Here is a 25,101-nt window from a genome sequence, read left to right as displayed (position 1 = left end):
GCGTGGACCCGGCGTCAGAACGGCGGAAACAGCAGCAGCCAGACGACCGCTCCAGCACCCAAGACCCCCGCGCCCACCCACCAGGCGATACCGCGCAGACTTCGCCGCGAGCGCACCATCGCGCGGCGCGTCGGCATGTCGCGAACGGCGCGGATGCTCAGGGACATCGCCGCGGCGGGGCGGCGCAACGTATGCGATGCCGTGCCCTCCTGCCGCAACGTCGCGTTGAGCAGCGCACGGCGCCGACGGCGATACTCAGGAGTATCGATACGCGCCGCGCTATGGGCGTCGTTGAGCTCGCTCAGCTCGCGATTGACGCTCCGCTCCCATGCCGTCATTTGATGTCCCTCACCAGCCGGAAGCCGACATCCCGTTCCGGCGAGCCGTTGCTCGGGCGCACGCTGGCGACGGAACAGACCGCCGGACCGCTTCGGAAACTGCCGCCATGCACCACCAGCGCGTCGCCGCGGGTCGCCCATTCCCAGACACTACCGGTCATATCGATCAGTCCCCATGGATTGACGATGCCCTTGCTGGTCAGTTCGTCGCTGCGCATCAGCCGTCCCAGGCCCGATGACGAAGCGCCGCAGTTGGCTTCCTTCGCATCCCAGTTCTCGCCCGCACGCGCGGCCAGCAGCCACTCGTCTTCGCTAGGCAGGCGATACACGTGCCCGCTGACCTGCGACAGCCACGCCGCATAGCGGCGGGCGAAGGCCGCGTCGATCGAGCGCGCGGGATCGGTCAGCGGGTTGTCCTTCTTGATCGCGCACGTCCGCGTGGCACGGCAGAACTGGTCGAGATCGGCGATGTGTACCTCGGTACGCATCATCGCGAACGGCTTGCGGCCACGAGGTACGACGACCATGGCCGGGCCGTGGGCGCCGGCGGAAAACGTGTCGAAACATTCGCGCCCGCTGCCTGCCAGCCCGCGCAGTGCGCATGGATCGGCGACCGGCGCCACCGTCCGCAGTTTCTTCACCACGTTGGCCAGGGAGCCGTCCGGTAGCGCCTTCGACGCGGCCATCGCGGCCTCGAGATCCTTCAGGCCTTCCGGATCGTCCTTGCCCACCGCTTCGACCCGCTTACGCAGTCCGTCCTGATCGGCCGCCGTGACGGTCGACGCTCTGGCAGCCGTCATCACCGCGAGCGCCAGCTGGTAGCGATTGTTCGCGGCGGCCAGGTCGGTGCGCCCCGGAAGCTGGGTAACGCCCGCGACGATACGATCGGCGGCTTCTTTCCAGTGGCCGGCGGCGCAGGCGGCACGGGCCGCCCCCAGATAGGCATGCGCCAGCAGATCGGCGGCTTCGTCCTTGACGTTTCCCGTGCCGTCCTGCGTCGCGCGGAGCTGGCGAAAGCTGTCGCTGGCCTTGTCGAGATCCCCCGCCGCGGAAGCGCGTCGCAGCGACTCCAGCCTCGACGCCTGCTCCGCGGCGCGGATATCAGGCGACGTGGGCGGTGGCGCCGCAGTCGACGCCGGTGCGACCGCGGCGAGTTTCAGTTTCAGCTCCGGGCTGGAAAGCAAGGGGCTCGCAGGATCGATGGCGCGGATTCTGCTCAGGATGGCCGGTACCGCGTCGTCGCTCGTGCCGGTAAGCCGATTGGCCAGCATGGCCTGGCTCAGTGACGTATCCAGTCGATTGAGCGCCTCGTCGCGTTCGTGCGCCACCTCTTCGCGGCGACGGTCCAGACGCGGTGCGAAGGTCTTCAGTTCACCGCGCAGACGGAACGCTTCCTGGGCCCCCGCGTAGTCGTAGCGGCCATGCGCGGGATCCCAGTCGTTCGCCACCAGCCGGACAAGGAAACCGTCGATGGCGTCCGCACCGTCGACCACGACACGCCGACGCTCGTCGCCATCGAGCGCCGCCAGGGCGACGCGTGCATCGTCTTCGTTGCGGAAACCGTCCGCCTGACCGGGACCGAAACGCCGCAATGTGTCGACGACATGCTGCTGGTGGATCCGCATCGCGCCATACCAGGCGAAGCCCACCGCGAGCACCGTGAGCAACACCGCCCCGGCGAGCCACGGCGTCGCGCGTTCGCGCCAGCGCCGCTTGCGCAGGCCGGCCAGAAGGTCGCCGATGTCGCGCGTGCGCTTTTCCGCCGTAAACGCCAGTCCATCGCACAGCGCCTTGTACTGGCGTTTGTCCAGCCCCGGTACCGCGGGCGGACGACGCCCCGCGTTCATGGCTTCTTCCGCGCTTTCCTTGTCGAAAGGGTGGCGCCCGGTGAGCAATTCGACCACGACACAGGCGAACGCATACACATCGTCGCCGGGGGTCGGCGACCTACCCTGGAGCATCTCCAGGCTGGCGTATGCGGGGGTCATCGCACCCAGCGTGCCCGCGTCGAAAACGGTACGGTCGTCGACCGCTTCGAGGCCGATCTGACCCGCCCGCGCGATGCCGAAGTCGAAGACCTTGGCAACGCCGGACGGCGTGACCATCACGTTACCCGGCTTGAAATCCGAATGCACGATGCCCGCCGCATGCGCGCGGGAAAGCGCTTCGCCCATACCGTCGATCAGGGGCCACGCCTGATCGAACGGCATACCGTCACGCGCGCGCGAACGGATGACCGTGCGCAGGTCGTCGCCCTCGACATACTCCATCGTCATGAAGACGTTACTGCCGTCCTTGTCGAAGTCGTACACACGGACGATGTGATCGTTGCCCAGATGCTGCGCACGGCGCGACTCGCGTTGCAAGGCGATCAGTGCGTCCGGATGCTTGCGGAATTCGTCGTTGAGCACCTTGATCGCGACATACGGATCGCGGTCGCGTGCTTCGACCTTGCGCTCATCGCGCGCCAGGTACACCACGCCCATCCCGCCACGCCCGAGTTCGCGCTCCATGAGGAAGCGACCCTTGAGCAGGCTGCCGACGGCGATGCGCTCGCCTTCGGCCATGCCGGACATGCGGCGCCAGGTATCGCCGGTGCCCTGCGATGCGGATGCCGTCGTGGCCGCGGACGATGCCGCGCCGTCACCGGCCTGGGTATGCAGCGGCTTGAACACCGTCGCATCATCGTCATCGTCCGCACGGGGTGGCGTCGACGGCGACAGCGGCAGCACGCGGGTTTCGTCGTCGCCAGGATGCTGCGTCATGGGTGCGACTCCTCGTAATCGTCCAGTCGTATCGCCACGGCGGATACGTTGTCCCTGCCGGCGCGATTCAATGCCGTACCGACCAGCGCATCGATCAGGCCGGCCGGGTCGGAATGACGCCGGCAGTGCACCTCGATCTCCGCATCGGTCAGCTCCTTGTTGATGCCGTCCGAACACAGCACGAAACACGTGCCCGGACGGCGCGGATGGACCACCCAGTCCACAAACAGGTGATCTTCCGCGCCGACCGCGCGCGTCAGTGCACCGGCGTTTTTCTGCGCCGTCTGTGCTCCGAACCGTGTCTCGTCGGCGCGGTCGCCGTGCACGTGGTCGTGGGTCACCTGCCACAGACGTCCATCTTCAAATGCGTACGCCCGGCTGTCGCCTACCCAGCCGACCACCACCAGATCGCGCGTATGTACGAGCACCACCACTGTCGAGGCGACGGCGTCCACGCGCCTGTCGCTGGCGAGCGCGCGCAGACGCTGATTGATGCGCAGCAGTTCGTCTTCGACCGCGTCCATCGTGTCGGTCACGTCGTGCGCGAGAGGCAACGCGCGCAGCCGCTCGGTGATCAGCGAACTGGCGACGTCGCCGGCGCTGTGGCCGCCGAGCCCATCGGCGACGGCCCAGAGGCCACGTTCTTCGGCGACGAGGATCGCGTCCTCGTTGTGACGACGCACATGGCCGGTCTCCGTCCGGCCGGCGGATACATAGGGCATGCTCACGCGAAAGGCTCCAGGCGGTCGACGCCGAGCAGGCGCAGGTAATCGGGAACACCGGGAAGACCCGACATGGCGATGCCGTCACCAGGGACGTCGTCGCGCCACCAGAGGCTTCGCGCGTGGTCGGGCATGCGGGGCAGATCGTGCTGGCCCGCGACCGGCTCGGGAAGCATGGCGACCACCGCGTCGAAGATCGACACGCTGACCGCATCACGCGAGCGCTCCATCGCGGCGTCGAGCGCGTGGAACCACGCGGGACGAGGCGGCCGCGGCCATCCGTTCTGTCCGCGCGGCACGGGGGCGCCGAGCATCAGCGGGAACGGCCGGTCGACGCGGTCGTGCGAAGACGCGATAACACCGGCCCACGCCAGCGGCCCGCATACGTGTGCGGCCAGAACAAATCGCCAGGATGGCGCCGCGCCGAAGCGGTCCTTCCAGCCCTCGCCCAGCGCCTCGGCAATACCGGCCAGTGCCGCCTGCATCGCGGTATCCCAGCGATCCACGAAGCCGACCGGCAGACGGCGCTGCACGAAATCTCCCGCGCAGGGCAGCTTGCCGTGGAAACCTACGAGTACCCGCGTCATGTCGGACACCGGAAGCGGCGCACGCTGGTGTCGCCGAACGGATTGCGCAAGCTGGACGCCTCGATGTCGACATTGGCCCGCACGCTGCCGAAGCCGAAGCTGGCACCGAAGCGGGTCTCCGTACGCCGCTGGAGCGACGCGGCATCGAGTGCGTGGAACCAGCCCCACTCGCCGGGGTACTCGAGGACCGGCAGCGGATTGCCGGCGGTGTCCCACGCGCTGACGCGCGTGCTCCCCGGCGTCGGTCCCGGCCAGCGCATCGCGACCGGCGCGCTGTCCTCGCCCGCCTTGTACTCGAATTTCTGGCCGTCGATCTCCACCAGCAGGCGACCGATACCGGCCGGCGGCGTTGTAATCGACAGCGTGAAGCCGACCTGTGGCGCGGGGCCGTCGCGGAAATACGCCTGCCGGATCGCGTCGGCGAGCTGCGCCTGCGACAGAACGGCACCGCCGGAGCGGGCACCATCCGCGTCGCGGAACGTCCATGTGCCGCCACTGCTGTCGACCGCGCGCGAGAGCGTCTGCTTGAAGAAGGTGTCGAAGCGCCCCCCGTTACCGAACAGCTCGGCGAAGTTCTGCACCGGGATGTCGGATCGGCTCTCTGCCGCGAACGGATAGCGCCCCTGCACGAAGCGGGAGCAATCCCCGCCCGCCGCCTGACGGAACCCATCGGCGAGCGCGCCGTCGGCGCCTTTGCTCACCAGGCTCTGGCTGGAACCGACGAGACTGCCCAGCCACGTCGAGAGCGGCGGAGGCAACTGACCGGCCTCCTGTCGCGCCACCGCCAGAGCGGGGTCGGGTTGTCCGAAGGTGTCCACGCCCGGCCGCAGCGTCAGCAACGTCTTGCTCATCTGGTCCAGCACACCGAGCACGCGATCCACCGGCATGCTGCCCGGCGTGCCATCGGTCAGCTGATTGAGCGTGGCGAAATGGTCGGCGATGGTCGCGTCGGGACGTTGAACGGTCGCACGCTCGGCCGGTGCGCTGCCTTCGGCGATCACGCGCGCAATCTCGCTGCGACTCTTCACCCGGTCGACCACCCGGCGTTCGGCCACCGTCGCCACCTTGCCGCCGCCGTCCGGTGCGGCCTGGCGCAGCAGATCGCTGGTGTTGTCGCGGACCAGCATCAGCAAAGCCTTCAGCGGCGACCCCGGCCCGGCCAGACGTGCCGCCACACCACTGGCTTCCTGTACGTTGGCCACCGGCTGCAACTGCAGGTCGCCGATGAGTTCGTCCCACGCACGGATGTAGTCGGCGACGTATAGCGTCTGCACCTGAGCGACGAGCGAGGCACGACGCAGGGGATCCGCCGTCGTCGCACCGAACACCCAGTCATCCTTCACGAAACGATCCACCGCTTTCGCGATCCCGCCCTGCGTGCCCAGCGCGGCACTGCCGCCCTCCTGCACGAGGTTGGCGAACACGGGGCGCGTGTAGAGCGCCGGCAGCGGCCGGGCCAGGGATGCACCGCTACGGCGACGGAATACATTGCCAAGCAGCCCCAGGGTGCGATCCAGGCGTACCGGCATGTCCTGACGCGTCTCACTGTCGAGCTTCAGGCCGCCGTAGATCAGGGTCGCCAGGTCCGCCGCGCGCAACGAGGCACGCGCCGCTTCCACCAGCGCGGCGTCGACAGGCAGGCTGCGCAGCCCGTCGTGCCCGTCGAACAGCAGACGGAAGTGTCCTTCTAGCGCATCCGCCAGCCCGTCCTCATCCGGGAATACCTCACGCCAGCGCTCGCGTGCCAGCAACGACAGCGCTTCGCCATCGCGGTGCTCCGGCTGGCCCAGCATGAGGTAGCCCTTCAGCACGTAATAAAGCCGCTGGGGATCGCCCGCCGCATCGCGCAGGCCTTCACGGAACTGCAGCGCCAGCCCCGGTACGACGCTCGCATTGATCTCGCGCACGTGCGCGGCACGCACTTCGTCGAACAACGCGTCGCCCTGGAACAGGCCGAAGCGCATCGACCACGGCCGTTCCGTGCGTACCTGCGCCGCCACCTGTTCGGTGCGGCCAAGTGGATCGAGCCGCTGCAGCGCCTGCGCATCGTACTGACGCAACGACGACGGCACCGGCACGCGCGAGTCGTCCGGATAATCACGCAAGGCCTCGTCGACACGGGCGACAAAATCCGCGTTGCGCGCGGCGCTCGTGAACATGCCGATCAGCAAGCCGGCCGTCAGCACGGCAATCGCCGCGATGGCCCCCGCTTCGGCCAGGCGGCGACGGCGCAGCCGCTGCGGATCCGACCCTGCAAAACCCGCCTCGGGAAGAATCACGTCATTGAGCAGTCGTTCGACGAAAAAGGTACGCCGTGGCGAACGCGTGGTGCCCTGAACCGACGAACGAATACCGAACGAATGACCGACCACCGAAAGCACACGATCGATCGGCGTGCCCTCCTGGGTGCCGGAAGTCAGGTACATGCCACGCAGCACGGGTGCACGCCCGTAGGCATGACTGCCGAAGATGGCGGCGGCCAGCGGCACGGCCAGTTCACGCAGGTGACGCAACTGCTGCGGGAAGGAAAGGATCCTCGCGCGACGGCGCACGTCACGTTCGGCGTGCATGCGTTCGATGGTCCCCGCATCGATGCGCTCCAGCAGCGCATCGAACTCGCCGCCGAGCAGCGACGAGGCACCGCCGTCGAGGCTGCGCTCCGGCGTGAACGTCACACCCCACACCTGCGCGCGTCCCGCGGCATCCAGCGTGTCGACCGCTTCGAGGAAGCCGGCGACCAGATCGACCTTGGTGAAGACCAGATAGACCGGCAAGGTCACGCCCAGCCAGGTGCCCAGTTCGTCCAGACGCTCGCGCAGCGTGTCGGCGAGACGTTGCCGCCCCGCCACGTCCATCGTCAGCAGTTCGGTGACACTGACGGTGAGCAGTACGCCGTTGACCGGGCGACGACGACGGTACCGGCTCAGCAAACGCAGGAAATCGTGCCATGCCGGTGCATCCACGCCGGGATCGGAATCCTGTGTGGTGTAGCGGCCGGCGGTGTCGAGGAACACCGCCTGATCGGTGAACCACCAGTCGCACTGGCGTGTACCGCCGACGCCGGCCAGGGACTGCTTGCCCGCCGTGCTGGCCAGGGGAAAGTCGAGCCCGGAATGCTCGAGCAAGGTGCTCTTGCCGGATCCCGGCGCACCGATCACGACGTACCAGGGCAGGTCTTCCAGCTTGCCGCCACCCTCGCGGCGCTTGCGCAGCACGGCGAGTGCGTCGAGAAAGCGCGCACGCAGACCGTCCCGCTCCGCCTGGATGCGGGCGTCGATGTCCTTGCGTCGCGCGTCGTCTTCGCCGGCCAGCGCATCGCCCATGCGCCGGTCGCGACGCCGCGCCAGCCATTGGCGCAGCAACACCGCGCCGATCCAGATCGCCGCCACGGCGGCGATCGCGATGACGCGTGCGGCCACGCTGGCGAGCGGCTGGCGATCGCCGATTCCCAGATAGGGTCCGCCGAAGGCGATCAACAGCGCGCAGAGCAGGATGCCGATCGCCGTGCGCAGCCACACGTGACGGAACATGTCGTTGAAACGTTTCATCCGGCCTCCGGAACGAAGAGAATCTCGACCCGGCGATTGCGCGCGCGGTTGGCCGGCAGGTTCGCTGGCGTGGCGATCGGTTGCGAGGCGCCCGCCCCACTGGCCTCCACGCGTCGCGGATCGTCCAGCTGCTTCGTCAGCAGCGCGCTGACGTTGCGTGCGCGTGCCGCGGAGAGTTCGAAGTTGTCCTTGAATCGCAGCGAGCGGATGGGCTGGTCGTCGGTGTGCCCCACGACGATGACCCGGCCATGCACCTGGTTCAGCGCCCTGGCGACGCGCTCCAGCATTGCCGCGTGTGTGGGCGCCACATCGGCGCCTCCCGAGGGGAACATTTCCGAGGCGGCCAGGCGGATCGTCGCCTGGCCGTCGGGTTTCTCTTCGACGGAAAGCGCACCACTGCGCGCGTCATCGGCCAGCAACTGACGCAGGCTCACCGCCTGCGGCTTCGGTGGCGCGGCCGCCACGGGCAACGGCACACCACGCAGGCCGATCGCGGCGAGCTTCGCGCTGACCGGCTCGGTACGTCCGTTGAGCCGCGCATGCAGGTAGATCCACATCCCGCAAAGCAGACACACCGCCACCAGCGCGGCCATCCAGATGGGGATGCCACGCCGTGGCTTCAGTGGACGATCGACACCTTCCCAGCGCGGCGACAGCGCGACGGGCGTCGCCGCGCGATAAGCCATGATCCGCCGGTAGACGTCTTCGCGGCGATCGGCGAGGCGCGCCACACCGCCGGGCTCGACGAGGTACTTGCCGCCGAAGCCCAGGGCCAGGCACAGATACATCAGCTCCACCAGATCGGCATGCCGGACCATGTCCTGGCACAGCCGGTCGAGGATGGCGAAGAACTTCTCGCCGCCGTAGGTCTCACCGTGAAAGGTCACGAGCAAGGTCTGCCGGCTCCAGCCGGTCTGCTCCCCCCAGGGCGAATCGAGCACCGCCTCGTCGATCATCGTGCACAGCACATAGCGCGCGGCGACCGAGGTCTGCGCGTCGGCACCGGCGCGTGTGGCGATCTCTTCGAAGCGCCGGATATAGGCGATGGCGCGATCCCTCAGCAGGCCGGGATCGGGCGCTTCCGCGCTGTTGCGCAGCTGCGCGGCCAGCAGCAGTAACGGATTGGCGGCGCGAACGAGCGGATTTCCGCCCGCCGACGGCAGGTCCTGCACGCTGCGCGCAAGGTCACGCTCCGGCTCGCGCTCACGTACCGGTGGGTGGGCTGGTACGTCCTGGCGCGCGGCACTGGCCCGTACCACGGTGGCGTCCGCGTCGCGTTTCGCGTTGCTCTCGTCGTAGTTCATCGGCTCAGGTCCTCACGGCCCACAACTCGAGCTCCAGTCCCTCGAAGCCGTTGCCGAAATGCAGGGCCACGCCGCCGGAGGTACGCAGCGTCTTCCACATCGGCGAGGCCGTATCCAGTTCGAAATACTGGTAGCCCGCGTGATACGGAATCTGCCGCGGTGCCACGGCGAGCGACGCCACCGATACGCCGGGCAACTGCAGGTTGACCAGGTCGCGAATCTTTTCGACCGGCCCGATCTTCGACTGCGTGGGCAGACGCCGGCGCATGTCCGCAGCGGCGATATCGGCCTTCGCCGCCAGCACGAACGAGGCGCCATCGAGCAGTGTCGTGTCCGCCACCGTACCCACCCACACGCCATATTTGCGCTGTTGTAGCGGGACGGACACGGCCGTCTGCTCGAGCACCGCGCTGAGGCTCAGTCGCAACGCGGCAATGACGGGCTCGAAGCTCTCGCGCAGGCGGTCGTGACGGTACGGAGGAAACGTCACGCTGCGTTTGCCCGGCGTGGTGAACGTAGCGAGTTCACCCGCCATGCCGAGCAGGAGGCGATACAGATCCTCCGGGTGCAGAAGCGGCGCCTCGGCGAGATGCGCGAGCTGCGGCTGGTAGCGGTTGACCACCTGCAACATGAGGAAGTCCGTGAGTTCCGCCGTGCTCGCACGGTCCGCACCGCCGACACGCCCGGCAAGCGCTTCGCCACGCTGATGAAGCAGACCGAGCAATTCGGTCAGGAACAGGGTCAGACGCTCCGAGGCGCGACACGCGAGCGCGCTGGGCATGAAGCCGTCGTCGAGCACCACGCGCCGGTCGGCGCGACATTCGACCAGATGCGCCAGCGGCAGCTCGACCAGGCCTTCGCGCGCCTGCGCCGTGGCGACCACCCGCGTACTGAGGCCACCGACTTCGAGCACCACCGTCCCCGTCGTGCTGCCCGAGGCATCGACCACCTCGGCCTCACGCACGGCGAAACGGGCAAGCTGGCCCGGCGCCTGCGTATCGGGCCACAGGCTTTCGGCCTGTGCGGGCGAACGCAGCGGCAAGGTCAGGTAGATCACCTGGTCACGCCAGTTGGCGTCGATCTCCAGCGGCGGTGGCAACGGATCGCGGTCGGGCATCGAGAACGGCGTGCCGTCCGGAAACACGCCGCGTGCCCGACGGATGCCGAGCTTGCCGATCGCGAGCAGGTCGCGCTCGAGTTCCAGTTCGTCGAACCCCCACGGGTACGACCGCAGGGTGGCGGCCCGCAACTCCACGTAGCGTTCGGTGTAGCGATCCTGCTGTTGCATGTGCTGCGGGCGAAGGAACAGACCTTCGCTCCACACCACCTTGTTGAATGCGGTCATCGTCGGTTCCGGTCAGCGGTTGTCGCGCTTGGCGCGCACGAGCTGGTCTTCATAGGCGCGGGCGAATTCGTCACCGAAAAGGCGACGGAAACGTTCTTCGGGGTCGGTGGCCAGCTTCTGGAAATGCGCGCGGTAGCGTTCCCACGGGCCGCTGGCCGGCGCAAAGCCGAACCGGGAGCGGCGCGTGTCGCCCTCTTCGAAACGCGCCGGGTCGAACTGCGCGATCAGATCGTCGAAGGCGGCCCTCACGCCCGCGAGCAAGGCCACCTGGTGTTCGCGGATGTCGTCCATGGCGTCGACGATCGCCGCCTCTCCGGAGAGAAAGGCCTCGTTGGGCGCGGCGAGCACACGTGCCAGTGCTTCGGTGCCGGTGGGGGCGAACTTCAGCGGGTTGTTCTCGCGTCGCTGAATCAGGGTCGCGGGAAGGCGGAACCCGTTCTTCAGTTCGGCGCGTGCGCGCAGAACGTCCATGACGCCGTCGAGGACGAGGGCGAAAAGGGGTTCGATGCCGGTGGTGGGGCTGGGTGGTGTCGGTGTTGGAGCGGGGGTGGATGGAACGGGATCGGCGGTGGGGTCGCGCGCGGGGCGCGCTCCTACAGGGGGGGCTGGGGGTTGGGCGGGTGCTGCTGCCATGGGCGCTTCGGGCGTCGCGACGTCGGGGGGCATCTGGAACAGACTTCGGGTGCGGTCCCAGTGCTCGGGCAGCACGGGTGCCACGCGCGGTGGGTCCGCATCGACCGTGGGTGCATCGAAGCGGTCCGTCATCGGCGATGCATGGTTCCAGTGCCCGGAAGCCTCGACGGCGGCCGGCGCATGATCCACCACGGGCATCACGGTCTGGAACCACGCCATCGGGTCCAGCGGTGCCGCGGCGGTCCCGGGAATCAGCGACGATCCGCCATGCGCATCGCCGGTGATCAGCGATGGCGCCGTGCCCAGCGGCAACGGCGAGTCGTGATATGCCGGCGACGTGTGCGGCACACGAAGCGTCTGCAGGCTGCGGTCGTGCTCGCATCGCGCCGTCGCCTGCTCGTCGACGGTTGACTCCAGCGCCACGAGAATCTCGAAGGTGTCCAGCTGGAGGCGGTCGCCGTCGCCGAGCGAGACCGGCTCGCCACCGCGCAACGGCGCGCCGTTCAACAGCATGCCGTTGGTGCTGCGGTCCTCAATGAAATACAGCCCGTTGAGATGGCGGACGAAGGCGTGCTGACGGGAGACACCCTGCGCCTGCAAGACCCAGTCGCAATGTTCGGCGCGGCCGATGCTCAGATCGTGAGCCTCGGCACGTACGGAGGTGCGCTCGGCGATGTCGCCCGCGTGGTCGCCCAGGATGGAGAGCACGAGGCTCGGTCCGGTGGAACGGTTCATGCGAAATCCTCCGGTGGTAGCAGCTCCATTGCCGAGCCGACGAACGCGCGGCAATGGACATCGAAATCGGGAGACGACGAAGCCAGGGTCAGCAGCGCGGCCGCCGCGACCACGGCCATCAGGGGTACGGCGACAGGCGCCACGTCCCTGCCCTCGCCATCGAGCAGGAAGCCCTCCGACCAGCCCGCAGTGGCCGCGATCAGCGCACCGGTCCCGACGTAGTGGCGGGCCGCCGCATAGGCCAGTGCGGCGCGGCGACGTGTCTCGCTGCGCTCATCGAGCCATGCCTGGGCCAGCGTTAGACCCTCACGCGCGGCGTCATCGGGCGCGCTGTCGCGCACGCACTGGCACAGCCATGGCACGACGTAGCCGCGGGGCATGAGGCGCATCGCGAGGCGGAGCGCGGCGGGAACGTCGCCATGCGCAAGCAGCGTCCGGACCGCGGCGCGCTCGCTCATGTCGTCGCGCAGCAACGGCAGCAACGAGGGATCGAGACCCATCTCCCGCGCGGCGGTTCCGATCGTGAGGGACGGGCCGTTCATAGCAGCAGCGGCGGCATGCCTTTCAGCACGGCCGGTCCCAGCGTGGAAGAAAGCATCAGCGCGGCACCCGAGGTGACCGCGATCGCCGCGGTCGCATTGATCGTCACCGTGGCGCCGGCCGTCACCGAGACCGCCGCGCCGGACGTGAGGGACGTCGCGCCGCCGGACATCAGATTGATCGCCGCCATGGCGTTGACTCGCAGTGTGCTGCCGACGATCTGGATCTCGCCGGTCCGCTTCATCACGATGCGCGCCAGGCCGGTGACCAGTTCAATCTCTTCGCCCGCCTCGATACGCAGACGGCGACCGACCTTCAGCGTGTCGTCGCGACCGACCTCGTGCGAACGGTCGCGTTTCACTTCTTCGGTCTCGTCGCGATCGATCGTCGAGAAGTGGTCGTTCTCGGCCTCATGCCGCAGGTCGCGCTGCGCGTGAAACAGCAGTTCCTCGGCGCCCTTGCGATCCTCGAAGCGAATCTCGTTGGCCTCCCCCGCCGCCCCACGCAGACTCCGGCTGACCACGCCGCTGCGCGTCTTGTCCCCGGGCAGCGCGTAAGGCGGCATATGCTCCTGGTTGTACACGCTGCCCAGAAGCAACGGCCGGTCGGGGTCGCCTTCATGGAAGCCCACCACCACCTCCTGGCCGACACGCGGGATGAACTGCGCACCCCAGCGCTTGCCGGCCCAGCCCGACGCGACGCGGACCGGACACGACTGATCCGCCTTCGGCTTGGACGGCGCGTTCCAGAAGAAGGTGACCTGCACGCGCCCCTGGCTGTCGACCTCGATGTCCTCATCGGTCTGGCCATACACCACGGCGGTCTGTACGCCGGCAATGGAAGGGCGCGGCGTGACCTGCGCGGAACGAAACGGCTGGCGGCTGCGGATCACGCGGAAATGGCACGCGAACGGGGACTCGTCCTTGTCCGGTTCGACACCGCCGCCCTGGTAATCGACCTCCACCAGACGCGTCGTGGCGCCGATCACGAGGTATTCCTGATTGGCCTGGGCCAGCGGAAAGTCCTTCAGGCGGAACAGCGCGCCCGTGGCCAGACCCACCGCATCCGTGAATCCCGACGAGGTCGCCTGCGGCACGCTGAGCGCATCGACGCGCACCTGGGCGAATCGCTGACCGTCGGCATTCTTCTGCGCGTAGCCCACGGAACCGTACGGATAGTCGTAGATCTCCAGCCCCGAAACATTGTGAGTGTCGGCACTGTCGCTGACCTGCTCATTGGCCAGCAGCGAGAGTCGCGGTCGCTGGTAATCGTAGTCGTCCAGACGGACACGGGTTGGATTGACCGAACGGGCGGATGTCCAGTCGCTGATCGACGACTTCATCCGGTGGCCGCGCTCGGTAGGCGGTGCGTAAGGAATGGTTTCGAAGCCCGGCACCGTGGTGTGCGCACCGAGCGCATCGGCGAGCACCATGGTGTGCGCGCCGCTGGTGTGGGTGAAGAAATAATAGATGCCCTCCTGCTCCATCAGCCGGCTGATGAAGTCGAAGTAGCTCTCCCGGTACTGCACGCAGTACTCGCGGGCCGGGTAATTCGCACTGAGGCTCAGCCGCACGTCGCCATAGCCGAACTCCGAGAGCACGTCGCGGACGATCTGCGGTACCGTCTTGTTCTTGTAGATACGGCAGTCGGACGTGTTGCGCAGCAGCCACGGCCTGGGCACCAGGGTGAACGTATATACCGCGTAGCGCACGTTATCGATGTTGATGAAGGCACCCTGCGCCGCTTCCGATACGATGCCGTTGAAGTAGCGCACGTAGCCCTGGGGCGTCGTCACTGTGACCGTCATCGACGTCCCCAGAAGCGCGCGCAGGTCCACGCCGGGATCCTTGCTGATCGCTTCCAGCTCCCACGAAAACAGGCGGCCGAGCTCTTCTCCGGCCGTCATGTTGGCGAAGAGCAACGTCTTGCCCAGGCTGGACTTCAGCGTGATCGCGTGCGCCATGAATTCAGCCGCCTCCCTCGAAGAAGCCGAGGATCGGATTCAGCAAGTGGCGACGCACCGAGGTTTCGGCCTCGCGCTGGCTCGGCTTGATCCATTCCATGATCAGGCCGTCGGTGCTGTGCAGGTGATAGCCGGATTCCTCGATGTAACTCGAGCTCCAGTTCTTCAGGCCGGCGATGTGCACGGCACCCGCGTCGTACTGTGCCTGGTTGATCGGTGCCTTGCCGTCGGGGAACATTTGCAGAAAGTGCATCTTGTTGCAGATGCCGCTGTTCAGCGCGAGGGCGGCGATCATCGGCGTACCGAGTGCGTACCCGCGGAACCAGCGATTGAAGGCGATGGGATGCGTATGCAGCTGCTCGGTATCGCGGCTTTCCCACTTCTGCTGCGCTTCGGCGAAGAACTTGCGCAGGCGGTGGATCTCGAACAAGCGCCATGCGGTCTTGATCAGGATCTCGATGATGGAGCTGACCAGGTTGACCAGGGTGGACGCGCCGACCGAGGCAATCTGCATGCCCAGCTGCGCGCCGCTCTTGAGGGTCGCGTAGAGGTCGCTGGCCACGGCCAGGTCGATCGCACGCTTGATGCCATCCACGATCGCGGTAGGCGTGCCCAGCAATACCTGCGTCTTCTTACCCGTTGCCCAGACGCGATAACGCTCGAAGCTCGATTCGATGAGCTTGATCAGATTGGACGCCACTCCGAACGACCCGCCGATGGTGCCGGCGATCGCCTCCGACAGATAGCGCCCGGTGAGAAAGTCGCAAAGCTGCCGCAGGGCGGATCCCGCGTGCTCATCCCACACGCCAACCGTGAACTCCCACGCACGACGGAACTGATCGTACAAGGCGTCGCTGGTCCGCTTGTCGTTGGGATTGAGCGACGGCTTGGGCGCGCCCAGCAGGCGGCGCGCATCGACCGTGCGCATCTGCTCCATATCCATGATGCCCACATCGCGACTGCCGCTTGGCAACGTCCTGCGCGTCGCGCTTCCTTTCCGGGCGTCGTCGAGGCGTTCGGCGGCGCTGTCGAATCCGGGACGGACCACACCCATGCCGGTCTTCACGTTGCCGATGACTTCCTTGGCACCGTCGCTACCGACGTCGTTACCGTAGTCCAGGCCTGCGCCGGCCATGTCCAGTACGCCGGTGGTGACGATCTTGAAATAGTCCCTGTCGCATTCGAGCCGACCGAACATGTACAGCAGGCCCAGACGCGTACTCACCAGGTCCGCCTGCATGAAGGACGGCACGTTGAGCGCGGCATCGGTATCGCCGTCCTTGTTGAGCGCCGCGTTGAGTGAAACGTACGGCAGGCTGGCGGGGTCGTTGCGCTTCGCCTTCATCCACGCGTCGCCGGCGCCCTGCGCTTCACACCAGTTCCTGAAACCGTTTTTCAGGTAACGCAGGTTGTTCCCGCTGGGCGTGCGGATATAGGCGTCGACCAGAATATCCAGCGCGACCTGTCGGGGACTGCGGGGACGCAGCGTCTTCGAGGTCTGCTGCAACCATTGCTGATACGTGAAGGGCAGCTTGGGAAGACTGGTGTAGAGATCCGGCATGTCGGGTTCCTTGGAGTCAAGCGTCCGTGGCGGAGGTGTGCGTCGCAATCGTGTCGCGCGGGATGGGTGTGAGGAACATGACCTCGCGGGTGCCACCTGTCTTAACGTTCCACACGGCGATCGTCGTCGCGTCGTCGAGCGAACGGGCGTCCCTGTCGAGCAGGAGCCGTGGCCAGAACGACGTCTGCCGCTGCGTCATGCCAGGCACCGCTTCGTTCCACGGCACCACGCGCAGATGGCTCGTGTCGATGCGATAGATCTGCCGCCCGCTGGCGTAACCGCCACAGGCGACGTCGGGGTCGGTCGAAACGGCGGGCCCCGGAATCCGGCTCGCAATGATCAGCCTGACCAGATCGACCGGCGTATGCACGGCGGTGGGACTGTCACTCTCGAGAGTGATCCGCCGCTTCCTGACGTCCTCGGCGAATGCGCAGTCTTCCAGCTGCTTCACACCCGTATAGAGGCGTATGAAATCTCGCGCCGCTTCCAGTTCCAGCGGCACCCGTGCCTCGAAGCCACGCGGCAGGTCCGTCAACAGACGCGAGTCGCCGCGATAGACCACCCGTGGCGCGTCGCTCCCCCCTGCCGGAGCCACACTGGCTGGCGGCATGACGGGCGCGGGCCTACCGGTCGCACCAGGGCCACCGACCGGTGCGGGGGTGCCTGCGCGCGCGGGCGGCGCGGCGGGTGTGCCGGCCGCAGGCACAGCGGCCGGGGTGATCGCGGGGCGGATGGTCGCGTTCGTTACGGACGCCGGACCACCGACGGGCCGCGGCGCAAGCGCCGCCTTCTGGCAGTCGAGGCACCGGTGCCCGGTGCTCGCTGGACCCTGACAGAACCCGCGACCCGAAAGACAGGCTGTCATGCGGCCACCGTCGATGCCAACGATGCGTCGGCGGCTGCGTCGGCCGTGGCTGCGTCGAATCTATAGACAAAACCGTCGTGCCCGGCGTCCACGACGACACGGCCCACAGGTTCGCCACCGATCGTGCGCATCAGCAGCTCGCGGCTGATTTCAGGCAGCATCGTGTTGGTCAGGATGGCATCGATCATGCGCCCACCGCTCTCGCTTTCCGTGCAGCGACCGACGACCAGCGCGGTCGCCGCTTCCGTGCACTCGAAAGGCACGCGATAACGCTCCTCGACGCGGCGTTTGATCCGCGCGACCTGCAACCGCACGATTTCCCCAAGCATGCGCCGACTCAGCGGGTAGTACGGCACGGCGACGAGGCGCCCCAGTAACGCGGGCGGGAACACGTCGAGCAACGGCGCGCGCAGGGCCGTGGCCATCGCCTCGACCTCCGGCACGCGCGAGGCGTCCGCGCAAAGGCGCTCGATCGTCTCCGTACCGGCATTGGTCGTAAGAAGAATCAGCGTGTTGCGGAAGTCGATGCGGCGGCCTTCGCCGTCTTCCATCACGCCTTTATCGAACACCTGGAAGAACAGTTCGTGCACATCCGGATGCGCCTTCTCGACTTCGTCGAGCAACACCACCGAATAGGGCCGACGCCTTACCGCTTCCGTGAGCACGCCGCCTTCGCCAAAACCGACGTAGCCGGGAGGCGCGCCCTTGAGCGTGGAGACCGTGTGTGCCTCCTGAAACTCGCTCATGTTGATGGTGATCAGGTTGTGCTCGCCGCCGTAAAGGGTCTCGGCCAGCGCCAGCGCGGTTTCGGTCTTGCCGACACCGGAGGTTCCCGCCAGGAGAAACACGCCGATCGGTTTACCGGGATTGTCCAGGCCCGCACGCGAGGTCTGCACGCGCCGGGCGATCATCTCCATGGCATGGTCCTGACCGATGACGCGCTGTCCCATCAGCGACGCGAGGTTCATCACCGTCTCGAGTTCGCTGCGGACCATGCGACCCACGGGGATGCCGGTCCAGTCGGCGACGACCGCCGCGACGGCCTGCTGATCGACCGCCGGCAGGATCATGGGGTTCTCGCCTTGCCGTTCCGCCAGCGTCGCCTGCAGGGCGCGCAACTCGGCGAGGACCGCGTCACGTCCGTCGTCATCGACAACGATCGCCGCGGCTTCTTCCCGCGCCGCCCGTTCCAGCGGCGTACCGGTGCCTTCCACGGGTTCGCCCGTCCCACGCAGCCGGGCGCGCAGTGCCAGGATTTCCTCGACCAGCCGGCGTTCCTCGTGCCACGCCGCCTCGAGTCCCGTCTGCCGGGACGTCTCGGTCGACAGCGCGGCATCGACGGCCGCCTGCCGCTCCGTCACATCGATGCCCACCGCTCGCTCACGTCGGACGATCTCGCGCTCCACTTCCAGCGCCTCGATACGACGGCGGCTATCGGCCACCCGCGCAGGAACCGCATGGTGACTCACGGCGACGCGGGCGCAGGCCGTATCGAGCAGACTCACCGCCTTGTCGGGCAGCTGGCGTGCGGGAATGTAACGGTGGGACAACCGGACCGCCGCCTCGATCGCCTCGTCCAGCACCTGCACACCGTGGTGCGTCTCCATCACGCCCGCCACCGTGCGCAGCATCAGCACCGCTTTCGCTTCATCCGGCTCACCGACCTGCACCGTCTGGAAGCGCCGGGTCAGTGCGGGATCCTTCTCGATGTGTTTCTTGTATTCCGCCCAGGTCGTGGCACCGATCGTGCGCAGGCTGCCACGCGCGAGCGCTGGCTTGAGCAGGTTGGCGGCATCGCCGGTACCCGCGGCGCCACCGGCACCGACCAGCGTATGCGCTTCGTCGATGAACAGGATCACCGGGGTCGCGGAAGCCTGCACCTCGTCGATGACCTGACGCAGTCGGCTTTCGAACTCGCCTTTCATGCTTGCACCGGCCTGCAGCAGGCCGACGTCGAGCACGCGCAGTTCCACCTCGCGCAATGACGGTGGCACGTCGCCCGCGACGATGCGCTGTGCGAAGCCTTCGACGACGGCCGTCTTGCCGACGCCAGCCTCGCCCACCAGCATCGGATTGTTCTGCCGGCGGCGCATGAGGATATCGACGACCTGGCGAATCTCGTCGTCACGACCGACGACCGGATCGATCCTGCCTTCGCGGGCCTGTGCCGTGAGATCGACGGTATAGCGCTTCAGCGCGTCGCGCTTCCCCATCGCCGCCGGCGCGGGTGTGTCGCCCGAATCGGCGGCACCGTCGCCCATGCGAAACCCATCGGTCGCGCCGAGACGCTCTTCCGGCGAGCCGGCGATCATCGCGGGAAGGTCCTCGACCAGTCCCTCCACGCGGATCTTGGCGAACTCTTTGGAGATATCCATCAGCACGTGCCGCAGGCGCCGCGTACGCACGATGCCCGCCATGAGGTAGCCGGTGCGCACCTGTGATTCGCCGAAGCTGAGCGTCGCGTAGACCCAGCCGCGTTCCACGGCTTCCTCGATGTCCGCCGACAGGTCGCTGACAGACGACGCGCCACCCGGCAGCCGGTCCAGCGCTTCGGTGACATCGCGCGCGAGACGCGACGGATCGATGCCGGCATGACGAATGAGACGATGAAGATCCGAATCCCCCAGTCCCAGGATCTGCTGCAGCCAGTGGACCAGCTCGACGTCGCGATGGCCGCGCAACCGGCAGGCCACGGTCGCGCTTTCGATGGTCTTGTAGGCCACGCTGTTGAGCTTTCCGAACAGGGCGGTACGACGAATGTCGGTCACGATGGTTTCCTCGATCGATTCGGCAGAGTCATGGGTTGCACGACGAGGTCCCCGGCATCGCCGGGGCCGGCGAAGCGACCCATCCACGACGACATGCCGAGGCGACCCGCCCGCCCCATGTGAGTGAGCGGTACTTCTTCACGGCGCAGGACCAGTTGCGCGTCCCAGTCGACGGCGTCGCCCGCGTAGAAACGCAGCGCGGCGATCAGCTCGTCCAGCGCGTCGCCGCCCGGGAGGAAACGGCGGTAGTCGGCGAAACGCATCGGCCCCAGGCGCAGGCGAACACGGTGCTGTGCGTCACGCACCCGCTCGCCCAACACGGCGGTGGTGCCCATCCCGGCCATCGCGACGCCCATGCGCAGGCGACCCTCGTCCGGCAGCGTGAGCCACGCCACGGCGAACTCCTCCACGTGGACCGGCACCTCGAAGAACGCGCCGAGAAAGGCCGTAAGCCCTTCGGCATTGCGGGCCTGGCTGAGCACGCGGCCGGCCATATAGCGCTTGAAGCGATCCGGCAGAGCATCGCGTCCGGCCAGCGCCGGGCTGTCGATGCCCACCAGCGCGCCGAGGAAATGCGCAAAGGCATCCTCATCGGGACGATCCATCTGCACGGTCGGTTGCGCGTCCGCCCAGGCCCGGTAGAACAGGCTGAGCATGCGGTGATGGAAGACGTCCGCGAAGGCGGTAAACGTACCGTCGCGTGCCACACGCTCGCGTTCCAGCGTGTATTCAGTCAGATGCAATGGCAGCGCGCCGTTGGGGCCCCACAGCCCCAGCATCAGGCTGTGAATACGCGGCGAGCGTCCGGCCGCGATTTCCACGCGGTCGATCGAACGGGGTGCGAAGTCGAGCGACGGGGTATGCGCCAGACGCACCGGATCGTCCGCCGGTCGCACGGAGCGACCCAGCCGCGGGCGGTCGGCGTGCACACACTCCACGCGGCGCAGCGCTTCGAACCAGTCGAACGACGACGGGTCCCCGCGCAACGCTTCGAAGAGCGTCAGAGGATCGGGCGCGTGCCGGAGCGAGCCGTCCACCGGGCCACCTCGTTGCGTTCGTGGGTGTGCAGCACGGTCTCGGTGAACGAGTTCAGCGAGACGTACCGGGCGAAGAAGTGCTGCATGACCGACCCGAACAGGTAGGTACCCGTTCCCTCGAAGGCGCGGTCCTCGCAGGTGAGCGTGATCTGGAGTCCGCGGCCATACGTCACCGGACCTGGAATCGGCAGGCGACGCACGATCGGTGCCGAGCGTACGTCGCGCACGCCTTCGATCAAACGTCGTGAGGCGGCGTCGTACTCGTCGCTGTAGAGCAACAGCATCTCGCGAAGGGCGGCGGCGCCGTCACTGTGCTCCAGCAACGACAGATAATTGAGCTGCAGATGACTGATGACCTTCCAGGCCGCCTGCCCTTCGGCCATCGCCGCACGCGGACGCGTCGGGCCCGCGACACAACGGATCGACCGGACCGGCGCATCCGTATCGAGCAGAAAATCGGTCGCGCCCTTCCCCACCGGCATGTGCAGCGGCAGGTCGCGGTTACTGCACAGCAGCTGCATGCCCAGCTGACGCAGGCTGCTCGCGTACGGCGCCTCGCGCCCATCCACCAGCGAAAGGAACACTTCGCCACCGACGTAGCTCGAACGCGGTCCGTCGCGGCGTTGCCGCTGCGAGGAAACGCGTGGTTCGCGCCTCAGCGTGTAGAACGCGGACGCCGGCTGATGCCACGTGCGCGCGTTGCCGCCGTAAAACGGGAAAAACGTCTGCTCGGGGTCCTGGCTGTCACCGAAGCCCTGTACATCCTCGACATCCACCACCTCGAAATCCATGGGGCGCGTTCGGTCGGCCAGCACGTGGTACTCCGCCGCCCCCTCACGCAGATGGATGCGATCCGAGCGGCGCGGGAAGAGGTTGATGGCCGGTGTGCAGTGCAGGCGCACATAGGAGGCGTCCACCGCGTTGTCCAGCCTTGCGACCGCGCGATCCAGCCAGACGACGATGTCGAAGGTATGGCCCGTGGAGCGAGGCAGTGCCCGGCGCAGCCCCGTGAACGCCGCAAACTGAAAGCGCTGCGGACAGGCGAAGTATTCCTGCAGCAAGCGGTAACCGCTGAACGAACGGTCGCTCAGCGGCAGCAGGGCTTCGCCGTCGCTGAAGCCGCGCGCTTCGATCTGCGACGGCTCGAGATGCCGGATGTGCTCGCCGGCCACGACGGAAAAACCGATGCCGTTACCCAGGACCTGCTCGTGAAGCAGGCTCGCCAGATCGCCGGACCCCGCGAAGAACACGGGCAGTTCGTCGCATGACAAGGCATCCAGAGTCACCCCCGGGCTCAATGAGAAGCGCAGGCGCAGGGCCGCGCGGGGCTGTTTGCCCGCCGGAACGGCGAGGCCCGCCGCGGCGATCGCCGCGGGCGTCGAGAAGTAACGGGCGTCACTCAGCGAAAGCGGCAGCAGCGTGACCGGATGAGCCGTGCGGTATTCGCAGGCGGTGCGCTCGCCAAAGCCGATCTGGCTGCGCAGCGCGGTGCCACGTGGCACCCGATGCCCTTCGCCCGGCACGCTCTCGGTATGGTCCGGCGTCATCTCGACCACCGCCATCGAGGGCACCGGTGCCAGGTATTGCGGGTACAGCATGCGCAGCAAGTGCTGGGTAAACACCGGGTGCTGCGCGTCGAGTTTCATCTGCACGCGCGCGGAGAGAAACGCGAAGCCTTCGAGCAGACGTTCCACATAAGGATCCGCACACTCCATCCCCTCCATGCCAAGGCGGCCGGCGATCTTGGGGTAGGCGCTGGCAAACTCCGCACCCGTCTCGCGGACGTGCTGGAGTTCCTGGCTGTAGTAGCGGAGAAGTCGGGGGTCCATGATCTCAGCCGAGGCCGTCGAAAACACTGAAACGCGCGGTTTCCAGATCGACCTCGGTCTTCAGGTAAAGGTTGAGGGGCAACGGTTGCGCCCACATCGTCGACTCGATGCTGAAGGACAGCGTCAGGCGGTCCATCCGCGCGGTGTCGGCATGCACATCCACATGCAGCGTGGCCGGATCGAGCCGTGGCTCGAACGTGGCGATCGCGGCGCGGATGCGCTGGCGAAGTACCTCGATATCCATGCCCGCGATGGCCGCCCCGGTGAGATCCGGGATGCCGTAGTCGAGAACGGAAGCCTCGACGTACGGCAGTCCCGCCAGTTCCCCGGACGACCAGTGCCGCGTGCAGTTGAACAACCAGGCCAGGTCGCGCACCACGTACTCGCGCAGGCGCGCCGCGGTCATGACACGCTTCTCCCGGCTCTCCTGCGCGACGTGTGGCTCGTCGTCGCGCAGGCGATCCAGCAACGACGGCTGGAGACGCTCCTGGTTGGTCAGCTCGGCCATGCGGCGATCAGGCCTGACCCTTCACCTGCTGCATGTCGTACGTGAAGTCCTTGGTGCCGCCCGTCGCCTTGCCCTTGTCGTCCTGCGGCTGGAACGAGTACTTGAACTTGCCGAAGTGCAGCGTGACGTTCTCGGTCAGACGCTCGTCGCCGCCGCTGCCACCGGTGGATACCGAGGTGATCATCACGCCTTCGGTGAGTTCGATGGTGACGAAGTCGGTCTGCTCACCCGTGGCGTTGGTGACGTACAGCGTGGCACTGTCGACGCGCGCACCGGTGCACACCGCGTTGAGCAGCGCGTTGGAGCACGAGTCGACGTACTTGGTGATCACGATGTCCTGCACGTTGGCCTTACCGCCGGACGCGTAGCCCGCACCGGTGTGCAGGTTGCCGGCGTTGCTGGCGCCCCACGACCAGGCGATGATCGGCACCTGATCCTTATGCTTGGCGTGGTTGGACGCGCCCTCGATCTTGACCTGACCGGGGCCGAACTTGATGTGCATGTCGAATGCCATGAACGCTTTTCCTTGTGTGTCGCGTGAAGAGGAGAGACTCAGGGTCAGCCGGTCTTGCCGGACGGCAGGCGTGCCACCAGACGCAGGGAGACGGTGAGGCCTTCCAGCTGGTAGTGCGGCTTGAGGTAGAACTTGGAGGTGTAGTAACCGGGGTTACCTTCCACTTCCTCGACCACCACCTGCGCCGCGGCGAGCGGCTTGCGCGCCTTGGTCTCTTCGTTGGAGTTGATCGGGTCGCCGTCGACGTAGTTGAGGACCCAGCGGGTGAGCCAGTCCTGCATCTGCTCACGCGTGCTGAACGAACCGATCTTGTCCCGCACGATGCACTTCAGGTAATGCGCGAAGCGCGAGCAGGCGAACATGTACGGCAGGCGTGCGCTGAGCGCCGCGTTGGCCGTGGCATCCGGATCGTCGTACTCTTCCGGACGGGCCAGCGACTGCGCACCGATGAAGGCGGCCATGTCGGAGTTCTTGCGGTGCACGACGGGCATGAGGCCCATCTTGTCCAGCTCCGCCGAGCGACGATCGGTGATCGCGATCTCGGTCGGGCACTTCATGTCCACGCCGCCGTCGTCGGTCGGGAAGACGTGCGCCGGGAGGTTGTCCACCGTACCGCCCGATTCCACACCACGAATACGCGTGCACCAGCCGTACTGCTTGAACGACCGGTTGATGTTCACACCCATCGCGTACGCGGCGTTCTGCCAGGTGTACTTCGACGAGTCGGCGCCGCTGGTGTCTTCTTCGAAATCGAACTCTTCCACCGGGTCGGTCTTGGCGCCGTAAGGCAGACGCGACAGCGTGCGCGGCATGGTCAGCGCGACGTATTTCGCATCCTCACCGTCACGCAGCGAGCGCCAGGCGGCGTAGTCGGGCGTCGAGTAGATCTTGGCCAGATCGCGCGGGTTGGCGAGTTCGCCCCAGCTGTCCATACCGAGCAGGCCCGGCGCGGCGGCGGCGATGAACGGGGCATGCGACGCGGCAGCCACCTGGGCCATGCCGCGCAGCAATTCGACGTCCTGCGGACCGTGGTCGAAATAGTAATCGCCGATGAGGCAGCCATACGGCTCACCGCCCAGCTGGCCGTATTCCTCTTCGTACACCTTCTTGAAGATCGGGCTCTGGTCCCACGCCGTGCCCTTGTACCGCTTGAGCGTACGACCGAGGTCGTTCTTGGAGAGGTTCATCACACGGATCTTCAGCTGCGGATCCGTCTCGGTGTTGGTCACCAGGTGATGCAGGCCGCGCCAGGCCCCTTCCAGTTTCTGGAAGTCCGGGTGGTGAAGAATATGGTTGATCTGCTCGCTGAGCTTGCGGTCGATCTCGGCGATGTACGCGTTGATCGTCTGCGTGACATCGTCGGACACGATGTCCGCGCGATCGAGCACCTGCTCGGCCAGCGTGCGCACAGCGGATTCGACCTCGGTACGAGCGCGTTCGCTCTTCGGGCGGAATTCCTTGGTAAGCAGTGCGGAGAAGTCGCTGCCTTCAGTCGTATCGACGAGGGCCTCGGCGGCCTGGGTCTGCGTGGTCGCCATC

The 25,101-nt window shown here is 67.1% G+C and carries 18 protein-coding genes; all 18 read right to left on the bottom strand.

What is annotated here, in order from left to right; all coding sequences use genetic code 11:
* Positions 1-14 precede the first annotated feature (14 nt).
* Positions 15-338 carry a hypothetical protein gene (locus B5X73_RS05135; RefSeq protein ID WP_079520833.1) on the bottom strand — a complete coding sequence of 108 codons (324 nt, stop codon included), beginning with the start codon at positions 336-338 and terminating at the stop codon, positions 15-17.
* On the bottom strand, positions 335-3,103 hold the full coding sequence (locus B5X73_RS05130; protein ID WP_079520832.1) for a bifunctional serine/threonine-protein kinase/formylglycine-generating enzyme family protein: 2,769 nt from the start codon (positions 3,101-3,103) through the stop codon (positions 335-337). Before B5X73_RS05130 ends, B5X73_RS05135 begins: the two co-directional genes overlap by 4 nt.
* Positions 3,100-3,831 carry a PP2C family protein-serine/threonine phosphatase gene (locus tag B5X73_RS05125; RefSeq protein ID WP_036115027.1) on the bottom strand — a complete coding sequence of 244 codons (732 nt, stop codon included), beginning with the start codon at positions 3,829-3,831 and terminating at the stop codon, positions 3,100-3,102. Before B5X73_RS05125 ends, B5X73_RS05130 begins: the two co-directional genes overlap by 4 nt.
* Positions 3,828-4,412 carry a type VI secretion system-associated protein TagF gene (tagF, locus tag B5X73_RS05120; protein WP_051943880.1) on the bottom strand — a complete coding sequence of 195 codons (585 nt, stop codon included), beginning with the start codon at positions 4,410-4,412 and terminating at the stop codon, positions 3,828-3,830. The genes B5X73_RS05125 and tagF overlap by 4 nt, the downstream gene beginning before the upstream one ends.
* Positions 4,409-7,960, bottom strand: a complete 3,552-nt coding sequence (gene tssM, locus B5X73_RS05115; RefSeq protein WP_079520831.1) for a type VI secretion system membrane subunit TssM — start codon at positions 7,958-7,960, stop codon at positions 4,409-4,411. The genes tagF and tssM overlap by 4 nt, the downstream gene beginning before the upstream one ends.
* Entirely contained in the window at positions 7,957-9,264 is a 1,308-nt protein-coding gene (icmH, locus tag B5X73_RS05110) for a type IVB secretion system protein IcmH/DotU (protein WP_079520830.1), read from the bottom strand. The genes tssM and icmH overlap by 4 nt, the downstream gene beginning before the upstream one ends.
* Before the next feature lie 4 nt (positions 9,265-9,268).
* Complete coding sequence (gene tssK, locus B5X73_RS05105) at positions 9,269-10,609, bottom strand: type VI secretion system baseplate subunit TssK (RefSeq protein WP_079520829.1); 1,341 nt, start codon at positions 10,607-10,609, stop codon at positions 9,269-9,271.
* A gap of 12 nt (positions 10,610-10,621) precedes the next feature.
* A complete protein-coding gene (tagH, locus tag B5X73_RS05100) occupies positions 10,622-11,977 on the bottom strand; it encodes a type VI secretion system-associated FHA domain protein TagH (RefSeq protein ID WP_079520828.1) in 1,356 nt (451 codons plus the stop codon).
* Positions 11,974-12,519: a DUF6931 family protein gene (locus tag B5X73_RS05095; protein WP_079520827.1), complete on the bottom strand. Its 546-nt coding sequence runs from the start codon at positions 12,517-12,519 to the stop codon at positions 11,974-11,976. The genes tagH and B5X73_RS05095 overlap by 4 nt, the downstream gene beginning before the upstream one ends.
* Positions 12,516-14,480 (bottom strand): type VI secretion system Vgr family protein, encoded by a 1,965-nt coding sequence (gene tssI, locus B5X73_RS05090; protein ID WP_079520826.1) that lies wholly within the window; start codon positions 14,478-14,480, stop codon positions 12,516-12,518. Before tssI ends, B5X73_RS05095 begins: the two co-directional genes overlap by 4 nt.
* 4 nt (positions 14,481-14,484) lie before the next feature.
* Positions 14,485-16,041 (bottom strand): hypothetical protein, encoded by a 1,557-nt coding sequence (locus B5X73_RS21260; RefSeq protein ID WP_254857232.1) that lies wholly within the window; start codon positions 16,039-16,041, stop codon positions 14,485-14,487.
* A gap of 16 nt (positions 16,042-16,057) precedes the next feature.
* Complete coding sequence (locus B5X73_RS05080) at positions 16,058-16,651, bottom strand: hypothetical protein (RefSeq protein WP_139382655.1); 594 nt, start codon at positions 16,649-16,651, stop codon at positions 16,058-16,060.
* Positions 16,652-16,902: 251 nt separating this feature from the next.
* Entirely contained in the window at positions 16,903-19,674 is a 2,772-nt protein-coding gene (gene tssH / locus B5X73_RS05075; protein WP_079520824.1) for a type VI secretion system ATPase TssH, read from the bottom strand.
* Positions 19,671-20,711 carry a type VI secretion system baseplate subunit TssG gene (tssG, locus tag B5X73_RS05070; RefSeq protein WP_079520823.1) on the bottom strand — a complete coding sequence of 347 codons (1,041 nt, stop codon included), beginning with the start codon at positions 20,709-20,711 and terminating at the stop codon, positions 19,671-19,673. The genes tssH and tssG overlap by 4 nt, the downstream gene beginning before the upstream one ends.
* The gene (tssF, locus tag B5X73_RS05065; RefSeq protein ID WP_079520923.1) at positions 20,675-22,540 is read right to left on the bottom strand and encodes a type VI secretion system baseplate subunit TssF; all 1,866 of its coding nucleotides are present in this window, start codon (positions 22,538-22,540) and stop codon (positions 20,675-20,677) included. The genes tssG and tssF overlap by 37 nt, the downstream gene beginning before the upstream one ends.
* Positions 22,541-22,544: 4 nt before the next feature.
* Complete coding sequence (gene tssE, locus B5X73_RS05060; protein WP_079520822.1) at positions 22,545-23,048, bottom strand: type VI secretion system baseplate subunit TssE; 504 nt, start codon at positions 23,046-23,048, stop codon at positions 22,545-22,547.
* A gap of 7 nt (positions 23,049-23,055) precedes the next feature.
* A complete protein-coding gene (locus B5X73_RS05055; RefSeq protein WP_036115052.1) occupies positions 23,056-23,562 on the bottom strand; it encodes an Hcp family type VI secretion system effector in 507 nt (168 codons plus the stop codon).
* 44 nt (positions 23,563-23,606) lie between these two features.
* Positions 23,607-25,100 carry a type VI secretion system contractile sheath large subunit gene (gene tssC, locus B5X73_RS05050; protein WP_036115055.1) on the bottom strand — a complete coding sequence of 498 codons (1,494 nt, stop codon included), beginning with the start codon at positions 25,098-25,100 and terminating at the stop codon, positions 23,607-23,609.
* Between the last annotated feature and the right edge of the window lies 1 nt (position 25,101).

It is taken from the genome of Luteibacter sp. 22Crub2.1, assembly GCF_900167995.1.
Taxonomy (GTDB): Bacteria; Pseudomonadota; Gammaproteobacteria; order Xanthomonadales; family Rhodanobacteraceae; genus Luteibacter; species Luteibacter mycovicinus.
Note: the sequence above shows the minus strand (reverse complement) of the source record. Positions and strands in the feature narration are given on the sequence as shown.